This is a genomic window from Isoptericola croceus, from assembly GCF_029382255.1.
Classification (GTDB): domain Bacteria; phylum Actinomycetota; class Actinomycetes; order Actinomycetales; family Cellulomonadaceae; genus Isoptericola; species Isoptericola croceus.
In genome coordinates, this window is record NZ_JARLLG010000006.1 from 253,597 (window position 1) to 277,002 (window position 23,406).

Below are 23,406 nucleotides of genomic sequence, written 5' to 3' on the forward strand. Positions count from 1 at the left end.
CGTTCATCGACGGCGTTGGCGTCATCGCCAATGACGACGTGCCAGCCTTCCGTTGTAGTCGACCACCTGGTCGCGCCCGGTCCGCGCGGCGACATCGGCGCGGTCCGCCCGGCCAGCACACGACCCCCGGCAACAACTAGGACGACCGCCACCGCGCACCCGGCCCGCCTCGCGATCCACTGCGCCCTCGCACGAAGGGAGCCCCAGGCGCGCGGCCGAAGGACCCGCGGGTTAGCGGTCAGAATGTGTGTCCGCTGACGGGGTGTCTCGGCAGGCCAGGACGGATGAATCGGGTTCCGGTATGCCCCTGGAGGCATGGGAGCCACGGGTGCTGGACATCGACGCCGTTGCCGCGTATGCGGTGGCCACCTCAAACGCAACGGGCGTACCAGCGCCGGACGCACCCGCTGGAGATGCACCTCGTGCGGGTCCTCGACGACCCGTGACCGCGCGGACGTGACCCGTCGCGCCGAGATCACCCGGTTCGTCGGCTGGCTGACCGGGTCACGCACCCAGGCCGGCGCCGGCGCCGGCTCCGCCCGCTCGTTCCGCCGCCAGCATGCCTGGTGCTGGAACGTCGAGCCCGTCATCGCGATCACCGGGGAGATCTACGACGAGGTTCAGCTCGACGGCACCTACCTGGCGCACGGGTGGTGCCTGCTGCTCGCGATCGACGGGACCACGGGCACCGTCATCGCCCTGCAGTGGTGCGACGCCGAGAAGACCGCCGCGTGGACGGCCCTGCTGGAACACATCCCGCCACCGAGGGCCGTGGTCATCGACGGCGGCTCCGGCCTCGCCTCCGCGCTCACCACCTGCTGGCCCGACACCCGAGTCCAACGCTGCCTGGTGCACGTGCAACGCAACGTGCGCCGCTACCTGACCACGAGGCCGCGCACCGAAGCCGGCAAGACGCTACGCGCCCTGAGCCTGGCCCTGACGAAGATCACCACCCTCGAGCAGGCCACCGACTGGCAGTTGCGCCTGCACGCCTGGCACCAGGTCTACGGCGAGGTGATCAACGCCAAGACCTACCTCAAGGACGCCGGGATGCGCCCCGCCTGGGCGGGCAGGAACGCGACCTGGTGGTGGACCCACGACCGGCTCCGCAAGGCCTACCGTCTCCTGGCCCGACTCAACAAACAGGACGTGCTGTTCACCTACCTTGACCCCGACCTCGCCGAGCTGAACCTGAGCTCCACAACGAACCGGATCGAGGGCGGAGCGAACCACCCGATCAAGGACCTACTGCGCCGCCACCGAGGCATGACCAGCCCCCACCACTGGCAGCCAACACAGCCCACCACCGTCCTCGACGACGACCAGCAGGAACCCGACGGCTACGACACCGCCACGACCGCTGAGGAAGGCCTCTGGACACGCTCCGGCTGGGCCGGACGATCACACCGCTAACCCGCGACACGCCGCAGCCGGACACACATTTTGGCCGCTAACCCGGACCCGCCAGAACGCAGAAAGTCCCGGCCAGGAGAACCTGACCGGGACTTTCCGAAGGTGCTCCGACCCTGAAGCCGAAACCCTCCTCACGTGCGCGAGGGGGGAGTTGAACCCCCACGCCCTTTCGGGCACACGGACCTGAACCGTGCGCGTCTGCCTATTCCGCCACTCGCGCGTGCCGTAGGAGATTAGCACGCACGGACACCGTGATCCCAACCCGATGCGCCCCGGTGGCAGGGACCTGCGTCACACCGATCACCGGACCCACCAGGCCCCCGCGCGCCCTCGCCCGCACGCCGTGACAGGGTCGTGACCTCGGCGCAAGGGTCTACCCGAGGGATTCGCACGAAATCCACAGGTTTACGGGCGCGGGTGGTGCGCCCCTGCCTACGATCTGGATAGTCTGCCCGCGACAGGCACGGGCGGACGGGAGGAGGTGGCATGGGAGCGCTGGACCGTTTCGAGAAGAGCGTCGAGCGACTGATGAACAACGCGTTCGCCAAGGTCGGGCGCGGCGAGGTCAAGGCGGTGGAGCTGGCGAGCCGGCTGCGGCGCGAGATCGACGACCGTGCCGCCGTCGTCGGCCGCGACCGTACCGTCGCGCCGAACGAGTTCACGATCGAGCTGTCCCCCAACGACTTCGCGCAGGTGCAGTCGTGGGGTGCGGAGACCCTCGCCGACGAGCTCGCCACGAACCTCACGGAGTACGCGGCGTCCCAGCACTATGCCTTCGTGGGCCCGGTCAGCGTTTCCTTCGAGAACCACGAGGAGCTGTCAGGCGGTCGGTTCCAGCTGCGTTCGGCCACGGTGCGCGGGAACGTCGCGCCCGCCACGAACCCCGCGCCGAGCACCCGGCACCCCCTCATCGACATCGACGGTCAGCGCTACCTGCTCACCGGCCCCGTCACGGTCATCGGCCGTGACGCGGAGGCCGACATCGTCGTCGACGACCCGGGCGTCTCGCGCCGCCACCTCGAGATCCGGGTCGCGCCCGAGGGTGTGGTCGCCACCGACCTCGGTTCCACCAACGGCCTCTTCGTCGAGGGCCACCAGGTCCCCGCCGCGACGCTGCTGGACGGCAACACCATGACCATCGGCCGTACCCGGATCATGTTTTGGACCGGCACGTCGGCCGGCCGCTCGAACGAGGACTGGTGATCGACCGAGGATGAGCGAGCTGACGTTCACCCTGCTGCGGCTGGGATACCTGGTGCTGCTCTGGGTGTTCGTGCTCTCGGCGGTCGCAGTGCTGCGCCGTGACCTCTCCCTGCGCTCCGCGCGCTCGCGCAAGCGCTCCGACGACGGCGGCGCCGCGGCGCCCGCCCCGGCTGCGGCGGCGGCCAGCCCGCCCCCGCCGCGCAGCTCCGGCCCGTCCAAGCTGGTGGTCACGGCGGGCCCGCTGGGTGGGACGACCCTGCCGCTGTCCACGTCGTCGATCCTCATCGGCCGCGCACCCAGCTGCACGCTCGTTCTGGACGACGACTACTCGTCGTCGCGGCACGCGCGCATCTTCCCCCAGGGGGACCAGTGGTACGTCGAGGACCTGGGCTCCACGAACGGCACCTTCATCGGCGACCAGCAGGTGACGTCGCCGATCCCCCTCGCACCGGGGGTCGGCGTGCAGATCGGCCGCTCCGTCGTCGAGCTGCAGAGGTGACACGGCCGTGACCCTCGCCCTGAGGTACGCCGCGCGCTCCGACGTCGGGCTGGTGCGCCAGAACAACCAGGACTCGGCCTACGCGGGCCCGAACCTGCTGGTGGTCGCCGACGGCATGGGCGGCCACGCGGGTGGCGACATCGCCTCCAGCCTCGCGATCGCCGCCCTGGCGCCTCTCGACGAGTCGGAGCACGGGCCGCAGGAGGCACTGGCAGACCTGGAGCGGACGGTCGAGCAAGCGCGCCAGGACCTCGTGCACGCGTCCGAGGTCGACCCGGACCTCGCGGGCATGGGCACCACCGTCACCGCGTTGCTCCGCTCCGGCAACACCCTCGCGATGGCTCACCTGGGCGACTCGCGCGCCTACCTGCTGCGGGACGGCGTCCTCAACCAGGTGACGGTGGACCACACGTTCGTCCAGCACCTCGTCGACACCGGGCGGATCTCGCCGGACGAGGCGGAGACCCACCCTCAGCGCAACGTCGTCATGCGCGTCCTGGGGGACTTCGACGTCGACCTCACGCCGGACATGTCGGTGCGGGAGGCTCGTCCGGGTGACCGTTGGTTGCTCTGCTCTGACGGGCTGTCGGGGTTCGTCCCGGTCGAGCAGATCACGCAGGTGCTCGCGGAGTGCGAGTCGCCCGAGGAGGCCGCGGACCTGCTGATCACGCTCGCGATGACCGCGGGCAGCACCGACAACATCACCGTGGTCGTCGCGGACGTCGTGGACCCCGACGCGGACGAGGCACTGCCCGCGACGACCTCCACGCAGGTGGTCGGCGCCGCGGCCGGTGACATGGCACCGGAGCTCGCCCGGCCCACGCACGACGCCCCCCCGACCGCCTCGGGCCGTGACTCCGACGAGGACGAGGACGACGAGGACGACGACGACGCCCAGCCGACGCCGAAGCGGCGTCCCTGGATCGGCGTGCTGGTGGTCCTCGTCGTGCTGGGCGGCCTCGGCTACGGCGCCTGGTGGGCCTACGGCTGGACCCAGGAGCAGTACTACGTGGGCGTCGCGGACGGTCAGGTCGCCGTCTACCAGGGCATCCCGCAGGACGCCGGCCCCCTGACCCTCTCCCGGCCTGTCGAGCTGACGGGCACGTCCGTCGACGAGCTCCCCGCCTTCTGGAGCGAACGCCTCGACGGTACGATCCGCGCCTCCTCGCAGGCCGAGGCCCGGGAGCGCGCCGACAGCCTCATCGACGAGGCCATCCCCGCACCGGCTGCCACCCCCCGGCCGAGCGCGACTCCCTCGCCGTCGCCGAGCCCGGCGTCCGAGCCCGACCCGGAGTCCGACGCCGAGGACGAGGAGGCGGAGGCGTGACCTCGCAGAGCTCCGCGGTGGAGCCCCGGCAGCGCCGGCCCCTGCGCCTCGCCGAGATCTTCCTGCTGATCCTGGCCCTGGCCGGCGGTGTCGGCGGCTTCGCGATGGTCGGGCTCTCGATCCGCGGCGAGCTGCCGGACCAGTTCTGGTTCCGCAGCGGGCTGCTCGGGGCGACGGCCCTGGTGGCCCACATCGTGCTGCGCCTGCGCGCCCCCTGGGCCGACCAGGTGATCCTGCCCGTCGTGGTGCTGCTCAGCGGCATCGGCATGTCGATGATCTGGCGGCTCGAGATCTCGGGCAGCGTCGGCATGGCACCGGCCAACGTGGCCGGCAGCATGCAGGCGTCGCTGGTGGGCGTCGTCATCGCCTTCGCGCTGCTGTGGATCCTCAAGGACCACCGGTGGCTGCGCCGGTACACCTACACCGCGATGGTCGTCGGTCTCGTCGCCATCGTGCTCCCGCTGATCCCCGGTCTCGGCCGAGAGATCAACGGCGCCCGCATCTGGGTGTTCATCGGCAACTACTCCCTGCAGCCGGCCGAGTTCGCCAAGATCGCGCTGGCGGTGTTCTTCGCCGGCTACCTGGTGACGAACCGGGACACCCTCGCCCTGGCCGGCCCGAAGATCCTCGGCCTGCAGCTCCCGCGACTGCGTGACCTGGGCCCGATCATCCTGGTGTGGATCGTGTCGCTGGCCGTCCTCGTCCTGCAGCAAGACCTGGGTACCTCGCTGCTCTTCTTCGGCCTCTTCGTCGCGATGCTCTACCAGGCGACATCCCGCTCGAGCTGGATCGTGCTCGGTATGACGCTCTTCGGCGCCGGGGCGATCACCGCGGCGCGAGCGTTCCCGCACTTCCAGGCGCGCATCGACGTCTGGCTGCACCCGTTCGAACCGCAGTACTACGACCGCGAGTTCGGCAGTTCGTACCAGATCGTCCAAGGCTTGTTCTCGATGGCGAACGGCGGGATGTTCGGCACCGGCTGGGGTGAGGGGCGGCCCTTCCAGATCCCTTTCGCCTTCTCGGACTACATCTACGCGGCGCTCGGCGAAGAGCTCGGCCTCACCGGCCTCACCGTCATCGTCCTGAGCTACCTGCTCCTCGTGCAGCGCGGCCTGAAGGCGGCGCTCAGCGTGCGCGACGGCTTCGGCAAGCTGCTCGCCGGCGGCCTCGCCTTCGCGATGGCCCTGCAGGTCTTCGTGGTGATCGGCGGCATCACCCGCATCATCCCGCTGACCGGCCTGACGCTGCCGTTCATGGCGCAGGGCGGCTCCTCCCTCCTCGCGAACTGGATCGTCGTCGCACTGATGCTCCGCATCTCGGACAGCGCGCGGCGACCCTCCGACCTACCGGTGCGTGGCCAGGTGGCTGCGGGCGCGCCAGCGCCCGAGCCGGAACCGATCCTCGTCGGCTCACCCGGGTCCGACGGCGGCACCCCGGTGGACGGGACCCCTGCGGCGGGCACCAACCTGCCGCGCCGACGCATCGCGGACCGTGCCCCCGACGACACCGGCGGCAGCTCGGCCCCCACCGAGCACATCGGCACCGAAGGCCCCCCTGAGCACCGACCCGAGCACCGAGGAGGTGAGCGTTCGTGAACACGACCACGCGCCGTCTGGCCAGCATCGTCATGGTCATGTTCCTCGCGCTCCTCGTCTCGACGACATGGATCCAGTTCTTCCAGGCGGACAAGCTCAACAGCGACCCGCGCAACGCCCGCGCGCTGTACGCCCAGTTCGGCACCGACCGGGGCCCGATCGTCGTCGACGGTGAGGCGATCGCCTCGTCCGTGCCCTCGGACGACGAGTGGAACTACCAGCGCGAGTACGCCCAGGGCCGGCTCTACGCGCCGCTGACGGGCTACTACTCGCTGGTCAGCGGCACCTCCGGGATCGAGCGGGCCGAGAACGACTTCCTCGCCGGGTCCGCCGACGCCCTGTGGGTGGAGCGGGTGCGGAACCTGCTGACCGGCTCGGACTCCCAGGGATCCTCCGTCGAGCTCACGATCGACGCCGCGGCCCAGCGGGCCGCGTGGGACGCCCTGGGCGACCAGCGAGGCTCGGTGGTCGCGCTGGAGCCGTCGACCGGCAGGATCCTCGCGATGGTCTCGAAGCCGACCTTCAACCCCAACGACCTGGCCACGCACAACACCAAGGAAGCCCGAGACGCCTACCTGAAGCTGCTCAACGACGAGAACTCTCCGCTGGTCAGCCGGGCCACCAACACCCACTACCCGCCCGGGTCGACGTTCAAGCTGATCACCGCTGCGGCAGCGATCGAGGGCGGTGACTACGACGAGAGCACGGTCATCGACGCGCCGACCACGTACACCCTGCCGGGGACGCGGACCGACCTGCCCAACTACGGCGGTACGGCCTGCTCGCCCAGCGGCGAGCAGAGCCTCGCCGACGCCATGCGCATCTCCTGCAACACCGCGTTCGCGAAGCTCGGCGTCGACCTCGGTGCCGACGCGCTGGCCGACCAGGCCGCCGAGTTCGGGTTCGGGGAGGGCGTCAACGTGCCGTTCTCCGCCGTCGCCAGCACGTTCCCCGACCCGGAGTCCCTGTCGCCGGACAACCTCGCCCAGTCCGCGATCGGCCAGTGGGAGGTCAGGGTCACTCCGCTGCAGGTGGCGATGGTCTCGGCCGCGATCGCGAACGGTGGCGAGCTCATGAAGCCGTACTCCGTCGACACCGTGCGCGACGCCGAGCTCCAGATCGTCTCCGAGACCCGTGAGTCGAGCATGGGCTCCGCCGTCTCGGAGTCCACGGCCTCCCAGCTCGCCGACATGATGGTCGAGGTCGTCGAGAGCGGTTCCGGCACGTCGGCCCAGATCTCCGGCACCACGGTGGCGGGCAAGACGGGCACCGCGCAGACCACGCGCGAGGTGCCCCCGCACGCCTGGTTCACCGGGTTCGCCCCGGCCGACGACCCCCAGGTGGCGGTCGCGGTGGTCGTGGAGCAGGGCGGTTCCATGGGCTCCGAGGCGACGGGTGGCCGTGTCGCCGCCCCCATCGCCAAGGCCGTCATCGAGGCGGTGCTGAACGGATGAGACCCTCGATCGGGCTCTCGCTGGGCGAGCGCTACCGCCTCACCCGGCAGGTCGCCGTCGGCGGCATGGGCGAGGTCTGGGTGGCCGACGACGGCTACCTCGGGCGCGACGTCGCGGTCAAGGTGCTGCGGGAGGAGTTCACGGGCAACGAGGACTTCCTCAAGCGGCTGCGGACCGAGGCCCGCAACAGCGCGGCGCTGTCGCACCCGAACATCGCGCAGATGTACGACTACGGCGAGCAGGACGGCGCGGGGTACCTGGTCATGGAGCTCGTGCTCGGCGAGCCGCTGGCCGACCTCCTCGAGCGTGAGCCCGTCGTCGCGCCCCGCAAGCTGCTGCCCATCCTCTCGGCGACCGCCCGCGGGCTCCATCACGCCCACCGCGCCAAGGTGATCCACCGGGACGTCAAGCCCGGCAACATCCTGCTCGAGCACGACGGCCGGGGCGTGAAGATCACGGACTTCGGCGTCTCGCTGGCCGCCAACCAGGCGACGATGACCGCGACGGGCATGGTCATGGGCACCGCCCAGTACCTCTCGCCCGAGCAGGCCGTCGGGCAGGCGGCCACCGCGGCCTCGGACCTGTACGCGCTGGGGATCGTGGCGTACGAGGCGACCGCGGGCAAGCGCCCCTTCACCGGGTCGACGCCGGTGGACATCGCCGTCGCGCACGTGAACAGCGCGGTGCCCCCGCTGCCGCCGACGGTCCACCCCGGTCTGACCGACGTCATCATGCGGATGCTCGCCAAGGACCCGAACAAGCGTCCCGCCTCCGGGGCAGCCCTGGCCGACGAGCTCGACGCGCTCGCACGGGAGATCGCCGAGGACCCCCTCGGCGCACGCTCGCGCGCCGCCCGTCGCGCCGCCCGCACCGGGCGCCCGGCACCCGTGCGGCACGCGCGGCCCGACGACGTCCCGCCGGCACGCTCGTTCGAACCGGCGACGCGTACCGAACGCCCGGACTCCGCACCGTCGTCGGCCACGCCCGACCAGCCCGAGACCGTCGTTCCCCGCACCTACCCGGCCCGCCGCGACCTGCGGTCGGGCAGTGTCTCTCGCCCGACCCCGCCGCAGGGCGATCCCCGCGGCCGGGCGGCGAACCGCAGCGAGCCGGCCCGCGACCCCGCCTCCCGGGCGTCGTCGCGTCCGGTGCGCAGCTCGACCACCACGGGGCAGCGCCTCGGCCCGCTCGGCAAGCTCTCGTGGCCCCTGCTCGCCCTGCTCGGGCTGCTCGGCGTGCTGCTCCTGGCGACGCTGATGAGCGGTCTCTTCGGCAGGGACGACGACGGCGCCTCGGCCTTGCCGTTCCTCGCCGGCGGCGTGCTCGTGGCACAGCCCGCGCGTCTGCGGGCGATGACCGAACCCGACTCTGGGATGATGCTCCCGGACCCGTCGCGCCCCGTCGGTGCGACAACGACCCAGAAGGACGTCTGAGTGGTGGACAACACACCCCGAGTACTCGCGGGCCGGTACGAAGTCGGTGAGCTCATCGGCCGTGGCGGCATGGCCGAGGTGCACATCGGCCACGACTCGCGCCTCGGCCGGACCGTCGCGATCAAGGTGCTGCGCTCCGACCTCGCTCGCGACCCCTCGTTCCTCGCCAGGTTCCGTCGCGAGGCCCAGTCGGCCGCCGCGCTCAACCACCCGGCGATCGTCGCGGTGTACGACACCGGCGAGGACATCTCCACCGACGCCGCGGGGCAGCAGGTCCACATCCCGTTCATCGTCATGGAGTACGTCGAGGGCCACACCGTCCGGGACATCCTGGCCGACGGCGCCGCCGTGCCGATCGAGGAGGCCGTCGAGATCACGGTCGGCATCCTCAGCGCGCTCGAGTACTCCCACCACGCGGGCATCGTGCACCGCGACATCAAGCCTGCCAACGTGATGATCACGCCCACGGGTGCCGTGAAGGTGATGGACTTCGGCATCGCCCGTGCCATGGCGGACTCCGCCGCGACGATGACGCAGGGCCAGGCCGTCATCGGCACGGCGCAGTACCTGTCGCCGGAGCAGGCTCGCGGCGAGCAGGTGGACGCCCGCAGCGACCTGTACTCCACCGGTTGTGTGCTCTTCGAGCTGCTCACGGGCCGTCCGCCGTTCGTCGGCGACTCGCCGGTGGCCCTGGCCTACCAGCACGTGGGTCAGCAGCCCCAGCGGCCCAGCGAGATCGCCAACGACGTGCCCGAGGTGCTCGACCGCATCACCCTCACCGCGCTCACGAAGGACCGTGACGACCGCTACTCGTCGGCCGGGGAGTTCCGGTCCGACCTCGACGCGGCCATGCGCGGTGGCAACCTCATCGCTCCTGCCCTCGGCGCGGCGGCGGCCGGAGCGGCCGCGGGCTACGCCGCCACCCAGGTGCTCGGCGACGCCAACGGCACCCAGGTGATGTCGCCGGCCGGCGAAGCCTCCCCGTGGGGCCAGACCGGGCTGCCCACCGACCAGACGGCCGTCGGCTCACCCACCGGGCCGGACGAGGAGGAAGAGGAGAAGCGCAGCCGCAAGGGGCTGATGTGGACCCTCATCGCTGTCGGGGTCCTGGCGCTGGCGGCGATCCTGTTCTTCTGGCTCAGCGGCCGGGATGCCGAACCCGACCTCGTCACGGTGCCGGAGCTGACGGCCAACATGAGCCGGACGGATGCCCAGCGGGCCATCGAGGGCGTGGGGCTGGAGTACTCCGAACGCGTGGACGACGAGTCCGACGAGCCCGAGAACACCCTCACTCGTTCCGAGCCGGCCAGCGGCGAGGAGGCGGAGGTCGGTTCGACGGTGCTCGTGTACTTCTCGGGCGGACCCGAGACGTTCGCCATGCCGGACGTCATCGGCCAGAGCCTGGAGCAGGCGAGGGAGACGATCGACGACGCCGGCCTGGTGGTCGGCGATGTCGAGGAGGAGGCCAGTGCGAGCGTGGACGAGGGCGACGTCATCTCGTCCGACCCCACGTCGGGTGCCGCCGTCAACCCGGGCGACACCGTCGACCTGGTGGTGTCCAACGGCCAGGTACAGCTGCCCGACCTCATCGGCAAGACCCGGGACGAGGCCGAGTCGACCCTCGACGGCCTGGGGCTCAGATCCTCGATCAGCACGCAACCGGTCCAGGACCCGAACGACGTCGGCAGGGTGGTGAACCAGTCCCCGAACGCGGGTTGGGTCGGTCAGAGCACCCGCGTCGAGCTGACCGTCGGCGTCGAGCCCGAGGTCGAGACCGTCAGCGTCCCCGACGTCGTCGGGAGGACGGCCGACGACGCCGAGTCGATCCTGAACGGACAGGCCAACCTCAACCCGGTCCAGCGCACGCAGTCCTCGGCCGACTACTGCCCCGGCTTCGTGGCCGCGCAGGACCCGCCGGCCGGCACCGAGCTGGAGGTGGGCTCGGACGTCACGATCACCGTCTCGACAGGTGCCGAGGGGCAGGACTGCAGCGCCGGCGAGGCGACACCGGCACCGCCGGAGGATGACGACAACGGCGGCGGTCTCGGTCTCGGCCGCGGGGACGACGACGAGAACGACGACTGACAGGTCCCGGACAGCGCGCCCGGGACGGCGCCGCTCAGCCCTGGTGGACGAGCGGCGCCATCCCGGCGGACCGGTCCACGGCCTCCGGGTCGCCGCACACCGCGAGCCAGTTGGCGAGCAGGCGGTGACCGCCCTCGGTCAGCACCGACTCGGGGTGGAACTGCACGCCGTGCAGGGGCAGCTCGCGGTGCTGGACACCCATGACGACCCCGCCCGCCGTGGTGCAGGTGACCTCGAGGACGGCGGGCACGGTGTGCGGCTCCACCGCGAGGGAGTGGTAGCGCGTCGCCGTGAACGGTGACCCGAGGCCGTCGAGCACACCCACCCCGTGATGCTCCACCTCGCTGGTCTTGCCGTGCATGAGCTCGGCAGCGTGCGACACCGTCGCCCCGTAGACCTCGGCCAGCGCCTGGTGTCCCAGGCAGACACCCAGCATCGGGGTCTCCGAGCGGGCACAGGCACGGATGACGTCCTCCGACGAGCCCGCGTGCTTCGGCGTGCCCGGACCGGGGGAGACGAGGACACCGTCGTACGGGGTGCCGTCGTCGTGCCAGAAGCGGCCGTCCGCGTCGGGCTCGGGCACGGCGTCGTTGCGCACCACGGTGGTGCGTGCCCCGAGCTGGTCGAGGTAGCCGACGATCGTGTAGACGAAGGAGTCGTAGTTGTCGACGACGAGGATGGAGGTCATGGGTGCGCCTCGACGGTGTTGTCGTTGATGGGGACGTACTCGGAGAGCCAGGGGAAGGCCCACTCGAAGCAGACCCAGACCAGAGCCAAGGCCAGCACGAGGAGGAACAACGCCCGGAACCATGCGGGTCCAGGGAGGATACGCCATAACCCGCCGTACATCACGCCTGCCCTCCTGCGCCGCGCACCTTGACGCCGGCCTCGATGAGCTCGATGGGGGTGCCCTCCTCGACCGGAGCCCAGTAGTCCAGCTCGCCGTAGACGATGAAGCGCTGGGCCGCGGAGTACATGGGATGGCACGCCGTCAGGGTCAGGAGCCTGTCGGTGAGGTCGGGTATCGGCTCGCCCGGCATCAGGCCCGGCACCGGCGAGATGACCTCGACCTGGTGCGGCCAGACGATCTCGTCCGTCGTCTTGCGGTAGACGTACCAGGTCGTCTCCGTACGGAAGACGAGCGGGTCGCCCTCCCGGAGCTCGGCCACCTGCTGGTAGGGACTGCCGTACGTGGTGCGGTGGCCGGCGGTGGCGAAGTTGCCGAGGTCGCCGGGCATGGCGGTACCGGGATAGTGGCCCACGCCGAGGCGGTCCAGCACCCTCGCCTTGTCGATACCCTGGGCCACCGGCGTCACGTAGTCGGCGCCCCAGCGCGGCACGTACAGCTCGGCGAAGACCGTCTCGTCAGCCGGCTCGTCCATGACGGGCGGTTCCCCGCGGTGCTCACCCGCGATCGCCGGGCCGTCGTCGTCGGCGTCCTCGGCGTTCTCGGTCGCCGCGGGAGGCTGGGGCCAGTCCAGCTCTGCGAGCACCTGGGTGTGGACACGATCGGCCTGGACGTCCGTCCACCACAGCTGCCAGACGACGAACAGACCGAGGAACACCCCTGCGGTGATGAGCAGCTCACCGACGACTCCGATGAAGGAGCTGACCGCGCCACCCCTGCGGCCCGCCCGCACGTGCCTCATGAGAACACGTCCGTGCCGTCGGGCACCGAGGCGTACCGCAGCTCCTGCCCGCCGTTGTAGGCGGGCATCTCGATGCCGTCGAGCCTGCGCACCTCGTACCCCAGGCCGACCCAGTCCACGTACTGCTGGTAGATCGCCACGCCCGGCGAGGCGTCGAGCGCGGCCTGCAGCTCGTCGGGGTCGCCGATCGCCTCGACGACGTACGGGGGCGAGAACACCTTGCCGTGCAGCAGCATGATGTTGCCCGAGCACCGGAAGGCACTCGTCGATGTCACGCGTTCCCCCTGGAGCGTCATGGCCTCGGCTCCACCCGCCCACAGGGCGTTGATGACATGCTGCACGTCCTGCTGGTGCACCACCAGGTCGTCCGGCCGGACGTCGGGGATGTCGAGCGAGGACGACGGCCCGTCCTCGAGCGCGACGCTGAGGCCCTGGCCCGTCACGGGCCAGGCGCCGGACACGACCGACTCCCGCGCCCGCAGGTCAGGAGCGCGTCGGGGGACGTCGACGTCGACCTGCTCACCGAGCCGGTCGACCTCCTCGTCCAGGGCGCTCGCCTGCTCGGCGAGCTCCTCCACCCGGTTCGACTCCGCGGCGACCACCGAGGCCAGGTCGTCGGCGTGGCGGCTCTGATGACCGTCGGCGAGCTGGGCGCTGGCCGTGAACAGCACGCCGGACAGAGCGAGCACTCCCGCGACAGAGATGCTGGAGCGGATCCGTGGGGACATCGCAGCGCTCCTCCCTCGTCGTCGTGCTGGTCCTGGGTTGTCTGGCCACTACGCTAGACGAAAAACCCGTCGTCGGCGGTCGGGAATCGCGCCCGATCGCCGCAGAACACCCTGACAGGAGTCAGCCCAGTGTCCGAGTCGAAGCCTGGCAAGAAGAAGTCCGCCCGCGGGGTCGATCCCGTGACCCAGAAGCCGTCGGTCAACCCGCGCTGGCTCGTGCCCACCATGCTCGGACTGATGCTCGCCGGGCTGGCCTGGATCGTCACCTACTACCTGACGAGCCAGGACCTCGGCCTGCCGGTGCCGCCGCTCGGCAACTGGAACCTCCTGGTCGGGTTCGTCCTGATCATCGCCGGGTTCTCCCTGACCACACGCTGGAAGTGACCTGGGCTGTACAAGTTCCACAGGTGTGATTCCACACCTGTGCATATCTCTGGGGATAACTCGTACGCCAGCGTCCACCGGCGTCGTGGTCGTCAGAACAGGGCCAGGTAGTCCACAGACGAGTACTTCCACACCGTCAGGGCGACGAGGACGACGCCGACGGCGGCCGGGAGGGCCCAGCCGACGAGCTTCTGCTTGTCGCGCGGTGCGGCGGCGAAGCCTGCGCCGATCACGAGGCCGACGACCAGCCCACCGATGTGCGCCTGCCAGGCGATGTTCGGCACGAGGAACGGCAGCGCCATGTTGATCGCGATGAGGACGACGATCTGCCCGGCGTTGCGCCCCATCCGGCGCAGCACCGGGATGATCGCACCGAACAGGCCGAAGACGGCTCCCGAGGCACCGACGACCCCGGTGTTCCAGCTCGGGCCCAGGGGATCGGCGAGCAGCAGCACACCGACCGACCCACCGAACGCCGCGAGCAGGTAGAGAGCGAGGAAACGGCCCCGCCCGAACGCCTGCTCGAGGAACGGCCCCACGAGCCACAGGGCGTACATGTTGAACATGATGTGCAGCGGGGTCGTCGAGTGCAGGAACGCCGCCGTGAGGAAGCGCCAGGGCTCCACCTCACCGATCGCGGGCGAGAACGCCCACTGCTGGGTCCAGGCGCCGCCGGTCGAGAGCTGGAGGACCCAGCTCACCACGCACATCCCGACGATCGTCAGCGTGACGACCGGCCGGCCGCCCCGGACCGCACCGCCGAAGACCGTCCGAGCGCCTCGCGTCTCCTTCGCCGCCTGCGCGACGCAGTCGACGCACTGCACGCCGACGGCGGCAGGGCGCTGGCACTCGGGGCACGTCGGCCGGCCGCAGCGCTGGCACCGCACGTAAGCCACCCGGTCGGGATGGCGCGGGCAGACCGGCGGTGCATCGCCCGGCCGGCCGACGGGCGGCTGCTGCGGCGTGCTGATGGTGGTGCCCCTCAGTCCTCGATGGTGACGCGCTCGATGACGATGTCCTCGACCGGACGGTCACCGGGACGCACCTTCGTGGCACCGATGGCGTCGACGACGGCACGAGACTCGTCGTCCGCGACCTTGCCGAAGATGGTGTGCTTGCCGTTCAGCCACGAGGTGGCCGCCGTGGTGATGAAGAACTGCGAGCCGTTGGTCCCCTCGGCCTCACCGGTCACGGGGTTGCGTCGCTTGCCGGCGTTCGCCATCGCCAGGAGGTACTTCTGGTCGAAGGCGAGCTCGGGGTGGATCTCGTCGTCGAACGTGTAGCCCGGGCCACCCGTCCCGGTGCCCAGCGGGTCCCCGCCCTGGATCATGAAGTTGTCGATGACCCGGTGGAAGATCACGCCGTCGTAGAGGGGATCGTTGCGCTCGGCTCCCGTGCGCGGGTCCGTCCAGGCCTTGGTTCCCTGGGCGAGCCCGACGAAGTTCGCGACCGTCTTGGGCGCGTGGTTCGGCAGGAGCTCGAGGCGGATGTCACCAGCAGAGGTGTGAAGGGTTGCAAACATGCGCCCATCCTCTCACCGCGCACCCGGATGCCCGCCACCGGGCGTGTAGCGGTGCAGCGTGCCGCGACGAGTGGCACAGTGGGTGGCATGGTGCAGACCCCGAAGATCGACTCCGCCAAGGTCAAGGACTCCGCCGCGGAGGTCACGGCCGCGCTCGTCGGCGCGGGATCCCGTGCCGCGGACGGTGCCAAGGACGCCGCAGGCCAGGCCAAGGAATGGGCCTCGCCACGTGTCGACGCGTTCGTCGAGTGGCTCAGACCACGCGTCGAGCAGGCGTGGAACGACAGCGTGCAGGCTGCAGCGCCCCGTGTCGAGCAGGTCGCCGGCAGGACCGGCCCGCTCGTCGACAGTGCCCACGACAAGATCGTGGACGAGTACCTGCCGAAGCTCGTCGACGTGTTCAACGAGGCGGCCAGCCGAGCAGCGTTGACGACAGAGGAAGCTGCCAAGGCCGCCAAGAAGGCCGCCAAGGCGGCTGAGAAGTCGGCCCGCAAGGCGCAGCGGAAGTCACGCCGCCGCAAGGCGTTCGTGTGGACCGTCGTCGCCGGTGGCGCGGCCGCGGTCGGCTACGCGTTCTACCGCCGTGCCCAGCCGCAGAACGACCCGTGGGCCGAGCCCTGGGAGCAGTCCACCGCCCCCGACTTCGACGGCGTGGCCCGCGACGCGCGGCACGTCGTCGGTGACGCGGCCGAGGCCGTCGGCGAGGCCGCCGGAGCGGCGGTCGCCAAGGGCAGGGAGGCCACGGAGAAGCTCTCGAGCCGGGCCGCCGAGGTCAAGGAGGACGTGACCGAGGCTGTGCAGGACGCGAAGGAGAAGACGACCTCGCGGGCGACCCGCACCCGGAAGTCGGCCTCCAGCGCGGCCAAGGACGCGGTGGAGGACACCGCCGAGAGCGCCAAGAAGGCCACCGGCGCCGCCGCGAAGAAGGCTGAGGCGGCCGTGGACGCGGCCGACGACGCCGCCAAGAAGGCCGGTGACGACAAGAAGTAGTCCGCCGACGCACGTCCCGAACGACGAGAGCCTCCGTCCCGGTCGGGACGGAGGCTCTCGTGCTGTCGGCGTCCGCAGTCGATCAGCGCGTCGCGGCCGACCGGTCCATGGGAGCTCTCCCGAAGGTCAGCACGTGCCACCAGATGACGAGGGGCACGACGGTCAGCTCGAGCACCATCACCGCGACGAACACCGGGTGCGGCCACCCGGTGACCGCCACGGAGAGAAGACGGGCGACGCCCCCGACCGCCGCGATCGCGAGGATCGCGCGCGTCACCTCGCTGCGCTGCTCGGGGCGGCGCAGGCTCCACCAGACGAGCAGGCCCGCGGTGAGCCAGAACACGTTGGCGAACCGGTACTGGCTGTCGACGGTGGCGTTCACGGGCTCACCACCGGGCAGAGCATCGGGCCCGCCCGTGATCCCCAGGATCCCGCTCAGCACTGCCACACCGCCCAGCACAGCGACGACCACGACCAACGTCCGACGACCCATGCCGAGCAGCCTGCCAGGGACATGACCTCGTCGACTACCCCATTCTCTGGCCCGAGGAACGCCGAAGGCCGTCGACCTGCAGGTCGACGGCCTTCATTAGGTGGAGCCAGGGGGACTCGAACCCCCAACCCCCTGCTTGCAAACCCGTGGTGGCCTGCACCGACGCCCCGCGAACCGCGGAAAGTCAACGCTCCGCGTCGCTCGGAGTCGGCCCGAGTCGGGTGCGATAAGCCACCAGATAAGCCAACACCACTCAGGTGGGTCACTGCGTCGCGCCTCACGTCCCGATCCGTCGCACCAGACCGTTCTGCTCAGACGTGGCGAGTCCCGACACGGGGGCCTGCGCGAGTGGTCGGGCCGCCCGCCCGTATGCGCGTCAGTGCGACTCCTGCACGTACCCGCACTTACTGAGCCTTTCCCAGTAGGGTTCGGGCTGCGGCCGAGGAGCTGCCCGACGCGGGACACCTTCGGCTTGACCGTACCCAAAGGCCCCCGGAGCGCTCCGGGGCCTTTCGTGTGGGTCGGGCCAGACGTGACTCGGAGACAATGGGTGTCGTGTCCGACTTCGACTTCCTCAGTGCAGCGTTCGCCGCCGCTCCGAAGACACCGCCGAAGGTGTCGTCGCGGGCGTTCCGGAGCGCCATCGAGGAAGCGCTCATCGGTAGCTTCACGCGGCAAGACCTGGAGACAGTGCTCAGCGAGGAGCTCAAGCTGCCATGGCCGTTGGAGGACAGCGAGCCGTCCGAGAGCGAGTTCACCAAGCGCGACGTCATCAAGGGCTACACCAAGGACTGGGACCTCTCGAGACTCGTCGCTCTCGCCCGGAGGATGGTCACCGAGCTCGACCTCAACGAGATGCTCATCCCTGATCTGAACGCGCTCCTGGCGGCGAACGACCGGGGCGGCGGCGTGGGCACGCCGCCGAAGAACCTCATCTTCGCGGCGAAAGGGCCGAAGCCCGAGCTGGTGCTCCGCGACGCCGTCAACAACGACATCCAGATCACGCGCAACGGCGAGTACTGCCTCGTCTTCGATCAGCCGATCCCGGCCGACGGCCTGACCTACCGGAACCTGATCGAGTGGTGGCGGCAGCGTCAGGGGTTCGCTGACACCGTGCAGGACAGAGATGTCGGGGTGGAACTGCACAACAGGCTGCGCGAGTCGCTCGGCGACAACCCGGTCGAGACCATTGTCTTCGACACATACGCCAGGCGGTACAGGAACAACCAGTTCGACGTGCCGGCGCTGATCCCGCAGGTGTACCTCCACTTCGACCCCGCCACGCAGCTGGCACGTCGGACGGCCGGGCAGAGCGGAAGCCCGCTCGCGCGACAGCGGATGGACTTCCTGATCCTGTTCTCGAGCAGGCACCGGGTCGTGCTCGAGGTCGACGGAAAGCAGCACTACGCAGAAGGCGATGCGGCGAGTCCGAGGCTCTACAGCGAGATGGTCGCCGAGGACCGCCGCCTGAGGCTCGCCGGCTACGAGGTGTACCGGTTCGGCGGGGCCGAGCTCATGGCCGACAAAGCCGCAGAGATGCTCGCTGACTTCTTCGAGCAGCTCGCCGAGCGCATGCGCTGAGCGACTCTGACGCATTCAGAACGGCGTCGCTTGCCAGGAGCGGGGACCTCGCTCCTGAGGAGGCGTTCGACGAAAACAACGAGCCCGGTCAGCCCTCTATGCATCCTCGCCGAGGAGCCGATGCGATTCGCTCACAGTCTCGCGAGCGTTTTGCGGATACATATTATCACGTACGGGCCAGATAGAGAAGCGGCTCTGCATCGGGTCCACTCTCGACAGCAGCGGATGCGACTTCCCGATCAATAGGTCCTCGGCGACCACACGTCCGAGGCCAGCCAGGAGATCTGCGACCTGGATCCGGGGATCCACCTTGGAGTCCGCAAGACGGATATCGGCGACCTCGACACCCGCCCCGGCCATGAACGCCGCAATTCGCTCTGGGTGCTGTAGGGAATATTTCAACCACTCGATACGAGCCGTAGTGAGCTCCTTTGCGTCATCGTGGATCATTGCGATTGGACGGCCGGACCGGGTCTTCCACTCATTAATGGTCGCCCCGACGGCCGCGAGCAGCGGATCAGCCGTTCGGAGCCTCTCCTTGAGTCCCTCGCCAAGCTGGAGCATGGACAGCTGCTCGAGATGCTGGATCCCAGTGAACGCCATCCCAAGGAAGTCTCGAATCGGCGACTCGCTGGTCGTCAGAATTTTCAGGAATCTGGCGACCAGCTCGTCAAGACGATGCCGTGCCACGTCGACGGTCGCTGACCGAAGAAATGCTTCGAAGGTGTCGAGGAGTTCCGACCACTGCCTCCCAAACGCGCCAGGTCCGGCGAAGAAGAGAATGGAGGCAGCGGATAGTGCCGCGCCGTTCTCGTACATGTCCTCACCGAGCGAGTGGGCTACTTCTTCCGCCGTCGAGTCGAACAGTTTCGAGACAGTGAAAAACTGCTTGTGGACAAAGACGAGCGAGCACCGGTCCGCGAGGTCAGGGTGTGCCAGGAGCCAATGAGCGACGACGTGATTCTTGGGCTGCAGAAGAGTCCTTGACTTCAGCTCATTGGCCCTACTGCGGGTCTTCGTGCGGACCTCGTCCATCAGTTTGTGCGCAACGTCCGTCGAGATCGCGACACTCGCATGCACGAACACCGAGGAGTTTCCGTTTAGGTTGTTCTCGCCGTCGTTGCCGGACTCATCGCAGGCGATGGTCAGAGGTTCCCACGTGTCTCTCGGGAGCATGTCGTCCTCGCAATTCGATGGCAGATTCAGCCTCAGGCTGAAGGATACGACGTGCGTCCGGAAGTCTGGGCACACTCAGAGGTGTTCTCACCAGACTCGGTGATTTGATCGGCGCAACGGCGCGCTGACCTGCGGGTTTCGTCCGGCGGACGGTTTGGCAGCAGCAGGGTCCCAGGACCAGGATGCAAGTCGCCAAACACACAAACCGGACGACTGGGACCCTGCTTGATCACCTATCGTGCCACCCTCGACGTGCCCGCTCACACCCTGCGCACCGTGACCCGGTGGATCACTGAGCGTCGGCGCCGCGACATCCGCCCCTGGCAGCGGACAGCCACCGCGCGCACGCAGGCGCTGCTGGCGCTGCGCTGGTTCAAGGACGCCACCCGCATGCCCCTGCTGGCCCGCGACGCGAAGATCTCGACCGCGACGGCCTACCGGTACCTGCACGAGGCGATCGACGTGATCGCCGCCCACGCCCCCGACCTGCACCACGTGCTGGCCACTGCCCGACAGGAGGACTGGCCGTTCGTCTGCCTGGACGGCACCCTCGTGCCGACGATGCAGTTGCACGGCCCGAAGAACCCATCGGGCGCAGAATCCTGGTACTCCGGCAAGCACCACCGTCACGGCGGGAACGTCCAGGTGCTGTGCGACCCCACCGGCTACCCGGTCTGAGTCTCGCCGGTCGCGCCCGGATCGACGCACGACATCACCGCCGCGCGAGCGTTCGTCCTGCCAGCGCTCTACCCCGCAGCGGCCGCCGGGATGCCCACGCTCACTGACTCCGGCTACCAGGGCGCCGGGATCGGAATCTGTCACCCCAGACGCCTGCCCGCCAACCCCCACCCCGACGACATCACCCGCAACAAGCTCCTGGTCGGGCTGCGATCCGTCGCCGAACGCGGCAACGCCCTGCTGAAGAAGACCTGGCCCACACCGCAGATGATCACCCTCGACCCCGCACGCATCACCGAGATCACCGCCGCGGCACTCGTCCTGCTCAATCTTCAACGCGGGACCCGACGATCACGCTGGTGAGAACACCTCTCAGACTCATGATGCAGGGGTGGATGAAGGATGCACCGTTCAGAAAACGGTCGTCTACGCGAACGACTGAACAACTCCTCCGAGTAGCCCGCTCAGTCCGCCAGATCGTTCATAAACCCGTTCAACAACCGATAGGCTGGAGACAGGTAGATGAACGGGTTTGATGAACGGAGGCGGCATAGTGGCACTGATCGGGCTGGTGCGAGTGAGCGCGGCGACGCAGGAGACGGCGAGGCAGCACGACGCGCTCGACCCGATCTGCGCGAAGGTGTTCGAGGAGAAGGACAGCGGCAAGCTCGCGGTCACCGAGCGCTCCGGGCTGACCAAGGCGATCGAGCACCTCCGGGACGGGGACATGCTCGCCGTCCAGGAGGTCAACCGACTAGGCAGGAACCTTCTCGAGGGCCTCATCGTCCTCACCGACCTGTTCGAGCGCGGCGTCGCTGTGAAGGTGCTCGAGGGCATCGCCGCTGGAGAGCACGCCGAGCGATCGCTGATCCTGGATCTGGCGCTCGCGCTGGCCGAGGACCGCCGGCGGGACATCTCCCGGAAGACCAAGAACGGGCTCGTAGCGGCCAAGAAGCGGGGCTCGGTCGGAGGCCGCCCCCGCGTGATCGACGACGACAAGCGAGCGGGCATCCTCGCCCGGCGCGAGAAGGGCGAGTCGATCCGAGTCATCGCCCGCGTGCTGGACGTGTCCGTGGGAAGCGTCCACAAGGTGCTCGCCGAGGAGATGTCCGGAGCGAGCGCGTGACCGCCCCGGAGGCCAGCGGACATGACCATTGACGTCCTCCTCGGCCACGACGCCGTCCGGATCGACGACGAGGTGTTCACGACCCTCCTCGACAACTCGCTGGCAGGGACCTACCGGGGCTACGAGCGCGCACTGGAATCGGGTCGCATCAAGTACGCCGAGCTGATCGACCTCTCCCGGAAGGGCGACATCCCGTACTCCCTGTTCTTCGCGCCGCTGTCACTGGTGCAGAAGCAGGTGGAGACGAAGACCGAGAAGCTGCTCGCGGGCGTCAGCAGGGACACCTTCTCGATCGGGTCCCGCTCGAAGGTGGAGCTCCGGGACGTCGAACTGATCGTCAAGGACCTGATCCGCAAGCAGCAACTGGTACGGAAACACGACTCGTCGCTGCAGCGGAACACGATCGTCGGCCTGCTTCGGAACGACACGCCTCCTGTCGACGCCGACGCGGCTCGACTCATGTCGGCGATCGGCCTCTCGCACGACGACCTCCGCGCGTGCAGGACCAAGACGAAGGCGCTCGATCTCATCATCGATCGCCTCGAGGCCAACCAGGTCCTGGTGTCGCGAAGCGTCCAGCACTACATGCCGCAGCGCCTCAGCCACGTCAAGTTCAGCGGGATGACCGTCCGAGACAACAAGGTCCCTTACATCTTCCTGGCCGGAGGCGATCACGGCGACGACCAGGAACCGGTCGGGCGGACGATCTTCACCCTCACGCTGATGGCGGTGCTCGTGGCCCGCCGGATCTTCGCCCCGATGACCTGGGACGGCGGCAGCGCCGAGATCGACCTGGGGCGCGAGTACAACATCGCCGGCGCGATGCTGATGCCCACGGCTCGGGTGAAGGCGCTGAACCCGACGTCCCTCGATGACATGAAAGCCGCATCGGATGAGTTCAAGGTCACCGCAAGCGCGGTGACGGTGCGGGCAATGAGGCTGGGGACGATCACCCACGAGACCGCTGGCCACTACCTCGACCAGCTGCGAGGCGAGTTCCGGACCCTCCCGAAGGGCGGGCCTCGGAGCCCGATCCACCCCGAGAACGCCGTGCGGAAGTACAACGGACGCGAGCTCACCGTTCGAATGCTCCACGCGCTCGACAGCGGGAGCATCTCCCCCGGCGAGTTCTGCCGCTCCATCTGCTTGAACAACCTCAAACCCTCGCGTCTCGACGATCTGAGGCGGGCCGTGGGATGAGCGACTTCGGACAGCGCTACGTGATCGACACGAACGCCCTCGGCCAGATCGGCAGACAACGCCGGGCGAGCGCGTACTTCCTGGAGAACGCGGTGCTACCCGAGGAGGTGATGCACGAGGCATCCGGGTTCCCGGACATCACCTCTCTCCAGGGGAACGCCCACCCGACGACCCCGCGGGTGCTCCACCTGCTCTCCGAGATCCTGTCCACTGTTCCCGATGGCGACACCCGTCTCATCGACCTGTACGCGAACCAAGGGAACGCGGACCCTCTTGTGGTCGCGTGCGCCCTCGAGGGGCAGGAGCATGACAGTCAGTTCCTCCTCGCTCCCGAGTGGATCGTCGTGACCGGCGACGAGGCCGTGCGCGCCAAGGCGGTGGAGTTCGGACTGAAGGTGCTCGGCAACGACGAGTTCGCCGCACTCATCGACGAGAACGACAAGACCTGACTTGGGAGCGGGACGGTGGGCGACAGCCGCCGTGCTCAGAGCCCGCGGACGGAGCGCCGCTCAGCCCTCGATGAATCGCCCCACGTCGTGGACGTAGAAGACCGGTCCGTGCGGTTCGGAGCAGGGATCGCTGCCGGAGCACGTGGGGTGCGCCTTCAGCTCGATGTACTGCTCGAATGCAGGCATGCGGCTCTCGCCGAGCAGAGCCACGAGCTGGCATTCCGGGTAGCCCATCGCGCAGGCAGGGTCTGGAAGTGTCGTCACTATGGTGTCCTCCAGTCGAGACGTTTGAGTCAGTGAGATAGATCGAGCCCCGGGGATGGCGGGTTAGCGGTCAGAATGTGTGTCCGCTGACGGGGTGTCTCGGCAGGCCAGGACGGATGAATCGGGTTCCGGTATGCCCCTGGAGGCATGGGAGCCA

General features: G+C 69.2%; 22 protein-coding genes, 1 tRNA gene and 1 pseudogene. 15 read left to right on the forward strand and 9 right to left on the reverse strand.

The window, feature by feature from the left end:
* Positions 1–315 precede the first annotated feature (315 nt).
* A complete protein-coding gene (locus tag PZC42_RS14550; protein ID WP_277212258.1) occupies positions 316–1,413 on the forward strand; it encodes an IS1249 family transposase in 1,098 nt (365 codons plus the stop codon).
* A gap of 136 nt (positions 1,414–1,549) precedes the next feature.
* Here PZC42_RS14550 and PZC42_RS14555 read toward each other — a convergent pair.
* A tRNA-Leu gene (locus PZC42_RS14555) sits at positions 1,550–1,633 on the reverse strand.
* A gap of 266 nt (positions 1,634–1,899) precedes the next feature.
* Here PZC42_RS14555 and PZC42_RS14560 point away from each other — a divergent pair.
* From PZC42_RS14560 to pknB, 7 genes are read left to right on the forward strand one after another with little or no spacing between them, the layout of a single operon-like run.
* Positions 1,900–2,616 (forward strand): FHA domain-containing protein, encoded by a 717-nt coding sequence (locus PZC42_RS14560; protein WP_277212259.1) that lies wholly within the window; start codon positions 1,900–1,902, stop codon positions 2,614–2,616.
* Positions 2,617–2,626: 10 nt separating this feature from the next.
* Positions 2,627–3,115: an FHA domain-containing protein FhaB/FipA gene (locus PZC42_RS14565; protein ID WP_277212260.1), complete on the forward strand. Its 489-nt coding sequence runs from the start codon at positions 2,627–2,629 to the stop codon at positions 3,113–3,115.
* Positions 3,116–3,122: 7 nt separating this feature from the next.
* Complete coding sequence (locus PZC42_RS14570) at positions 3,123–4,442, forward strand: Stp1/IreP family PP2C-type Ser/Thr phosphatase (RefSeq protein WP_277212261.1); 1,320 nt, start codon at positions 3,123–3,125, stop codon at positions 4,440–4,442.
* On the forward strand, positions 4,439–6,037 hold the full coding sequence (locus tag PZC42_RS14575) for an FtsW/RodA/SpoVE family cell cycle protein (protein WP_277212262.1): 1,599 nt from the start codon (positions 4,439–4,441) through the stop codon (positions 6,035–6,037). The genes PZC42_RS14570 and PZC42_RS14575 overlap by 4 nt, the downstream gene beginning before the upstream one ends.
* On the forward strand, positions 6,034–7,491 hold the full coding sequence (locus tag PZC42_RS14580; RefSeq protein ID WP_277212263.1) for a peptidoglycan D,D-transpeptidase FtsI family protein: 1,458 nt from the start codon (positions 6,034–6,036) through the stop codon (positions 7,489–7,491). Before PZC42_RS14575 ends, PZC42_RS14580 begins: the two co-directional genes overlap by 4 nt.
* Positions 7,488–8,924 carry a serine/threonine-protein kinase gene (locus PZC42_RS14585; RefSeq protein WP_277212264.1) on the forward strand — a complete coding sequence of 479 codons (1,437 nt, stop codon included), beginning with the start codon at positions 7,488–7,490 and terminating at the stop codon, positions 8,922–8,924. The genes PZC42_RS14580 and PZC42_RS14585 overlap by 4 nt, the downstream gene beginning before the upstream one ends.
* Positions 8,925–11,009, forward strand: coding sequence for a Stk1 family PASTA domain-containing Ser/Thr kinase (pknB, locus tag PZC42_RS14590; protein WP_277212265.1), 2,085 nt, complete (start codon positions 8,925–8,927; stop codon positions 11,007–11,009).
* A 34-nt stretch (positions 11,010–11,043) separates the two neighbouring features.
* Here pknB and PZC42_RS14595 read toward each other — a convergent pair whose 3' ends face one another.
* The 3 genes from PZC42_RS14595 to PZC42_RS14605 all read right to left on the reverse strand — a co-directional run bounded on the left by PZC42_RS14595 (position 11,044) and on the right by PZC42_RS14605 (position 13,386).
* Positions 11,044–11,697, reverse strand: a complete 654-nt coding sequence (locus tag PZC42_RS14595; protein ID WP_277212266.1) for an aminodeoxychorismate/anthranilate synthase component II — start codon at positions 11,695–11,697, stop codon at positions 11,044–11,046.
* 160 nt (positions 11,698–11,857) lie between these two features.
* Entirely contained in the window at positions 11,858–12,658 is an 801-nt protein-coding gene (locus PZC42_RS14600) for a class E sortase (RefSeq protein WP_277212267.1), read from the reverse strand.
* A complete protein-coding gene (locus PZC42_RS14605) occupies positions 12,655–13,386 on the reverse strand; it encodes a DUF881 domain-containing protein (protein ID WP_277212268.1) in 732 nt (243 codons plus the stop codon). The genes PZC42_RS14600 and PZC42_RS14605 overlap by 4 nt, the downstream gene beginning before the upstream one ends.
* 129 nt (positions 13,387–13,515) lie before the next feature.
* Between PZC42_RS14605 and PZC42_RS14610 the strand changes: the two genes are divergently transcribed.
* A complete protein-coding gene (locus tag PZC42_RS14610; RefSeq protein WP_277212269.1) occupies positions 13,516–13,770 on the forward strand; it encodes a cell division protein CrgA in 255 nt (84 codons plus the stop codon).
* Positions 13,771–13,862: 92 nt separating this feature from the next.
* On the opposite strand, the gene PZC42_RS14615 is transcribed toward PZC42_RS14610, so the two are convergent.
* Positions 13,863–14,666, reverse strand: a complete 804-nt coding sequence (locus PZC42_RS14615; protein ID WP_308199841.1) for a rhomboid family intramembrane serine protease — start codon at positions 14,664–14,666, stop codon at positions 13,863–13,865.
* Between the two features lie 86 nt (positions 14,667–14,752).
* Positions 14,753–15,292 (reverse strand): peptidylprolyl isomerase, encoded by a 540-nt coding sequence (locus PZC42_RS14620; protein ID WP_277212270.1) that lies wholly within the window; start codon positions 15,290–15,292, stop codon positions 14,753–14,755.
* A gap of 87 nt (positions 15,293–15,379) precedes the next feature.
* Here PZC42_RS14620 and PZC42_RS14625 point away from each other — a divergent pair, with 87 nt between their 5' ends.
* Positions 15,380–16,282, forward strand: a complete 903-nt coding sequence (locus tag PZC42_RS14625; RefSeq protein WP_277212271.1) for a hypothetical protein — start codon at positions 15,380–15,382, stop codon at positions 16,280–16,282.
* 82 nt (positions 16,283–16,364) lie between these two features.
* Here the strand turns inward: PZC42_RS14625 and PZC42_RS14630 are convergent, their stop codons facing one another.
* A complete protein-coding gene (locus tag PZC42_RS14630; protein WP_277212272.1) occupies positions 16,365–16,775 on the reverse strand; it encodes a DUF4345 domain-containing protein in 411 nt (136 codons plus the stop codon).
* 555 nt (positions 16,776–17,330) lie between these two features.
* Here PZC42_RS14630 and PZC42_RS14635 point away from each other — a divergent pair.
* Positions 17,331–18,356: a putative endonuclease domain-containing protein gene (locus tag PZC42_RS14635; protein ID WP_438802958.1), complete on the forward strand. Its 1,026-nt coding sequence runs from the start codon at positions 17,331–17,333 to the stop codon at positions 18,354–18,356.
* 96 nt (positions 18,357–18,452) lie between these two features.
* Here the strand turns inward: PZC42_RS14635 and PZC42_RS14640 are convergent, their stop codons facing one another.
* The gene (locus tag PZC42_RS14640) at positions 18,453–19,532 is read right to left on the reverse strand and encodes a DUF3800 domain-containing protein (RefSeq protein WP_277212274.1); all 1,080 of its coding nucleotides are present in this window, start codon (positions 19,530–19,532) and stop codon (positions 18,453–18,455) included.
* 225 nt (positions 19,533–19,757) lie between these two features.
* On the opposite strand from PZC42_RS14640, the pseudogene PZC42_RS14645 reads away from it, so the two are divergent.
* The 4 genes and pseudogenes from PZC42_RS14645 (at position 19,758) to PZC42_RS14660 (ending at position 22,985) form a co-directional block, all read left to right on the forward strand.
* Positions 19,758–20,573 (forward strand): annotated as a pseudogene (locus PZC42_RS14645) (transposase family protein).
* 190 nt (positions 20,574–20,763) lie between these two features.
* On the forward strand, positions 20,764–21,336 hold the full coding sequence (locus PZC42_RS14650) for a recombinase family protein (RefSeq protein ID WP_277212275.1): 573 nt from the start codon (positions 20,764–20,766) through the stop codon (positions 21,334–21,336).
* Between the two features lie 21 nt (positions 21,337–21,357).
* Positions 21,358–22,536, forward strand: coding sequence for a hypothetical protein (locus PZC42_RS14655; RefSeq protein ID WP_277212276.1), 1,179 nt, complete (start codon positions 21,358–21,360; stop codon positions 22,534–22,536).
* Complete coding sequence (locus PZC42_RS14660) at positions 22,533–22,985, forward strand: hypothetical protein (RefSeq protein WP_277212277.1); 453 nt, start codon at positions 22,533–22,535, stop codon at positions 22,983–22,985. The genes PZC42_RS14655 and PZC42_RS14660 overlap by 4 nt, the downstream gene beginning before the upstream one ends.
* A 60-nt stretch (positions 22,986–23,045) precedes the next feature.
* Here PZC42_RS14660 and PZC42_RS14665 read toward each other — a convergent pair whose 3' ends face one another.
* Positions 23,046–23,249: a hypothetical protein gene (locus PZC42_RS14665; protein ID WP_277212278.1), complete on the reverse strand. Its 204-nt coding sequence runs from the start codon at positions 23,247–23,249 to the stop codon at positions 23,046–23,048.
* Positions 23,250–23,406: the final 157 nt, after the last annotated feature.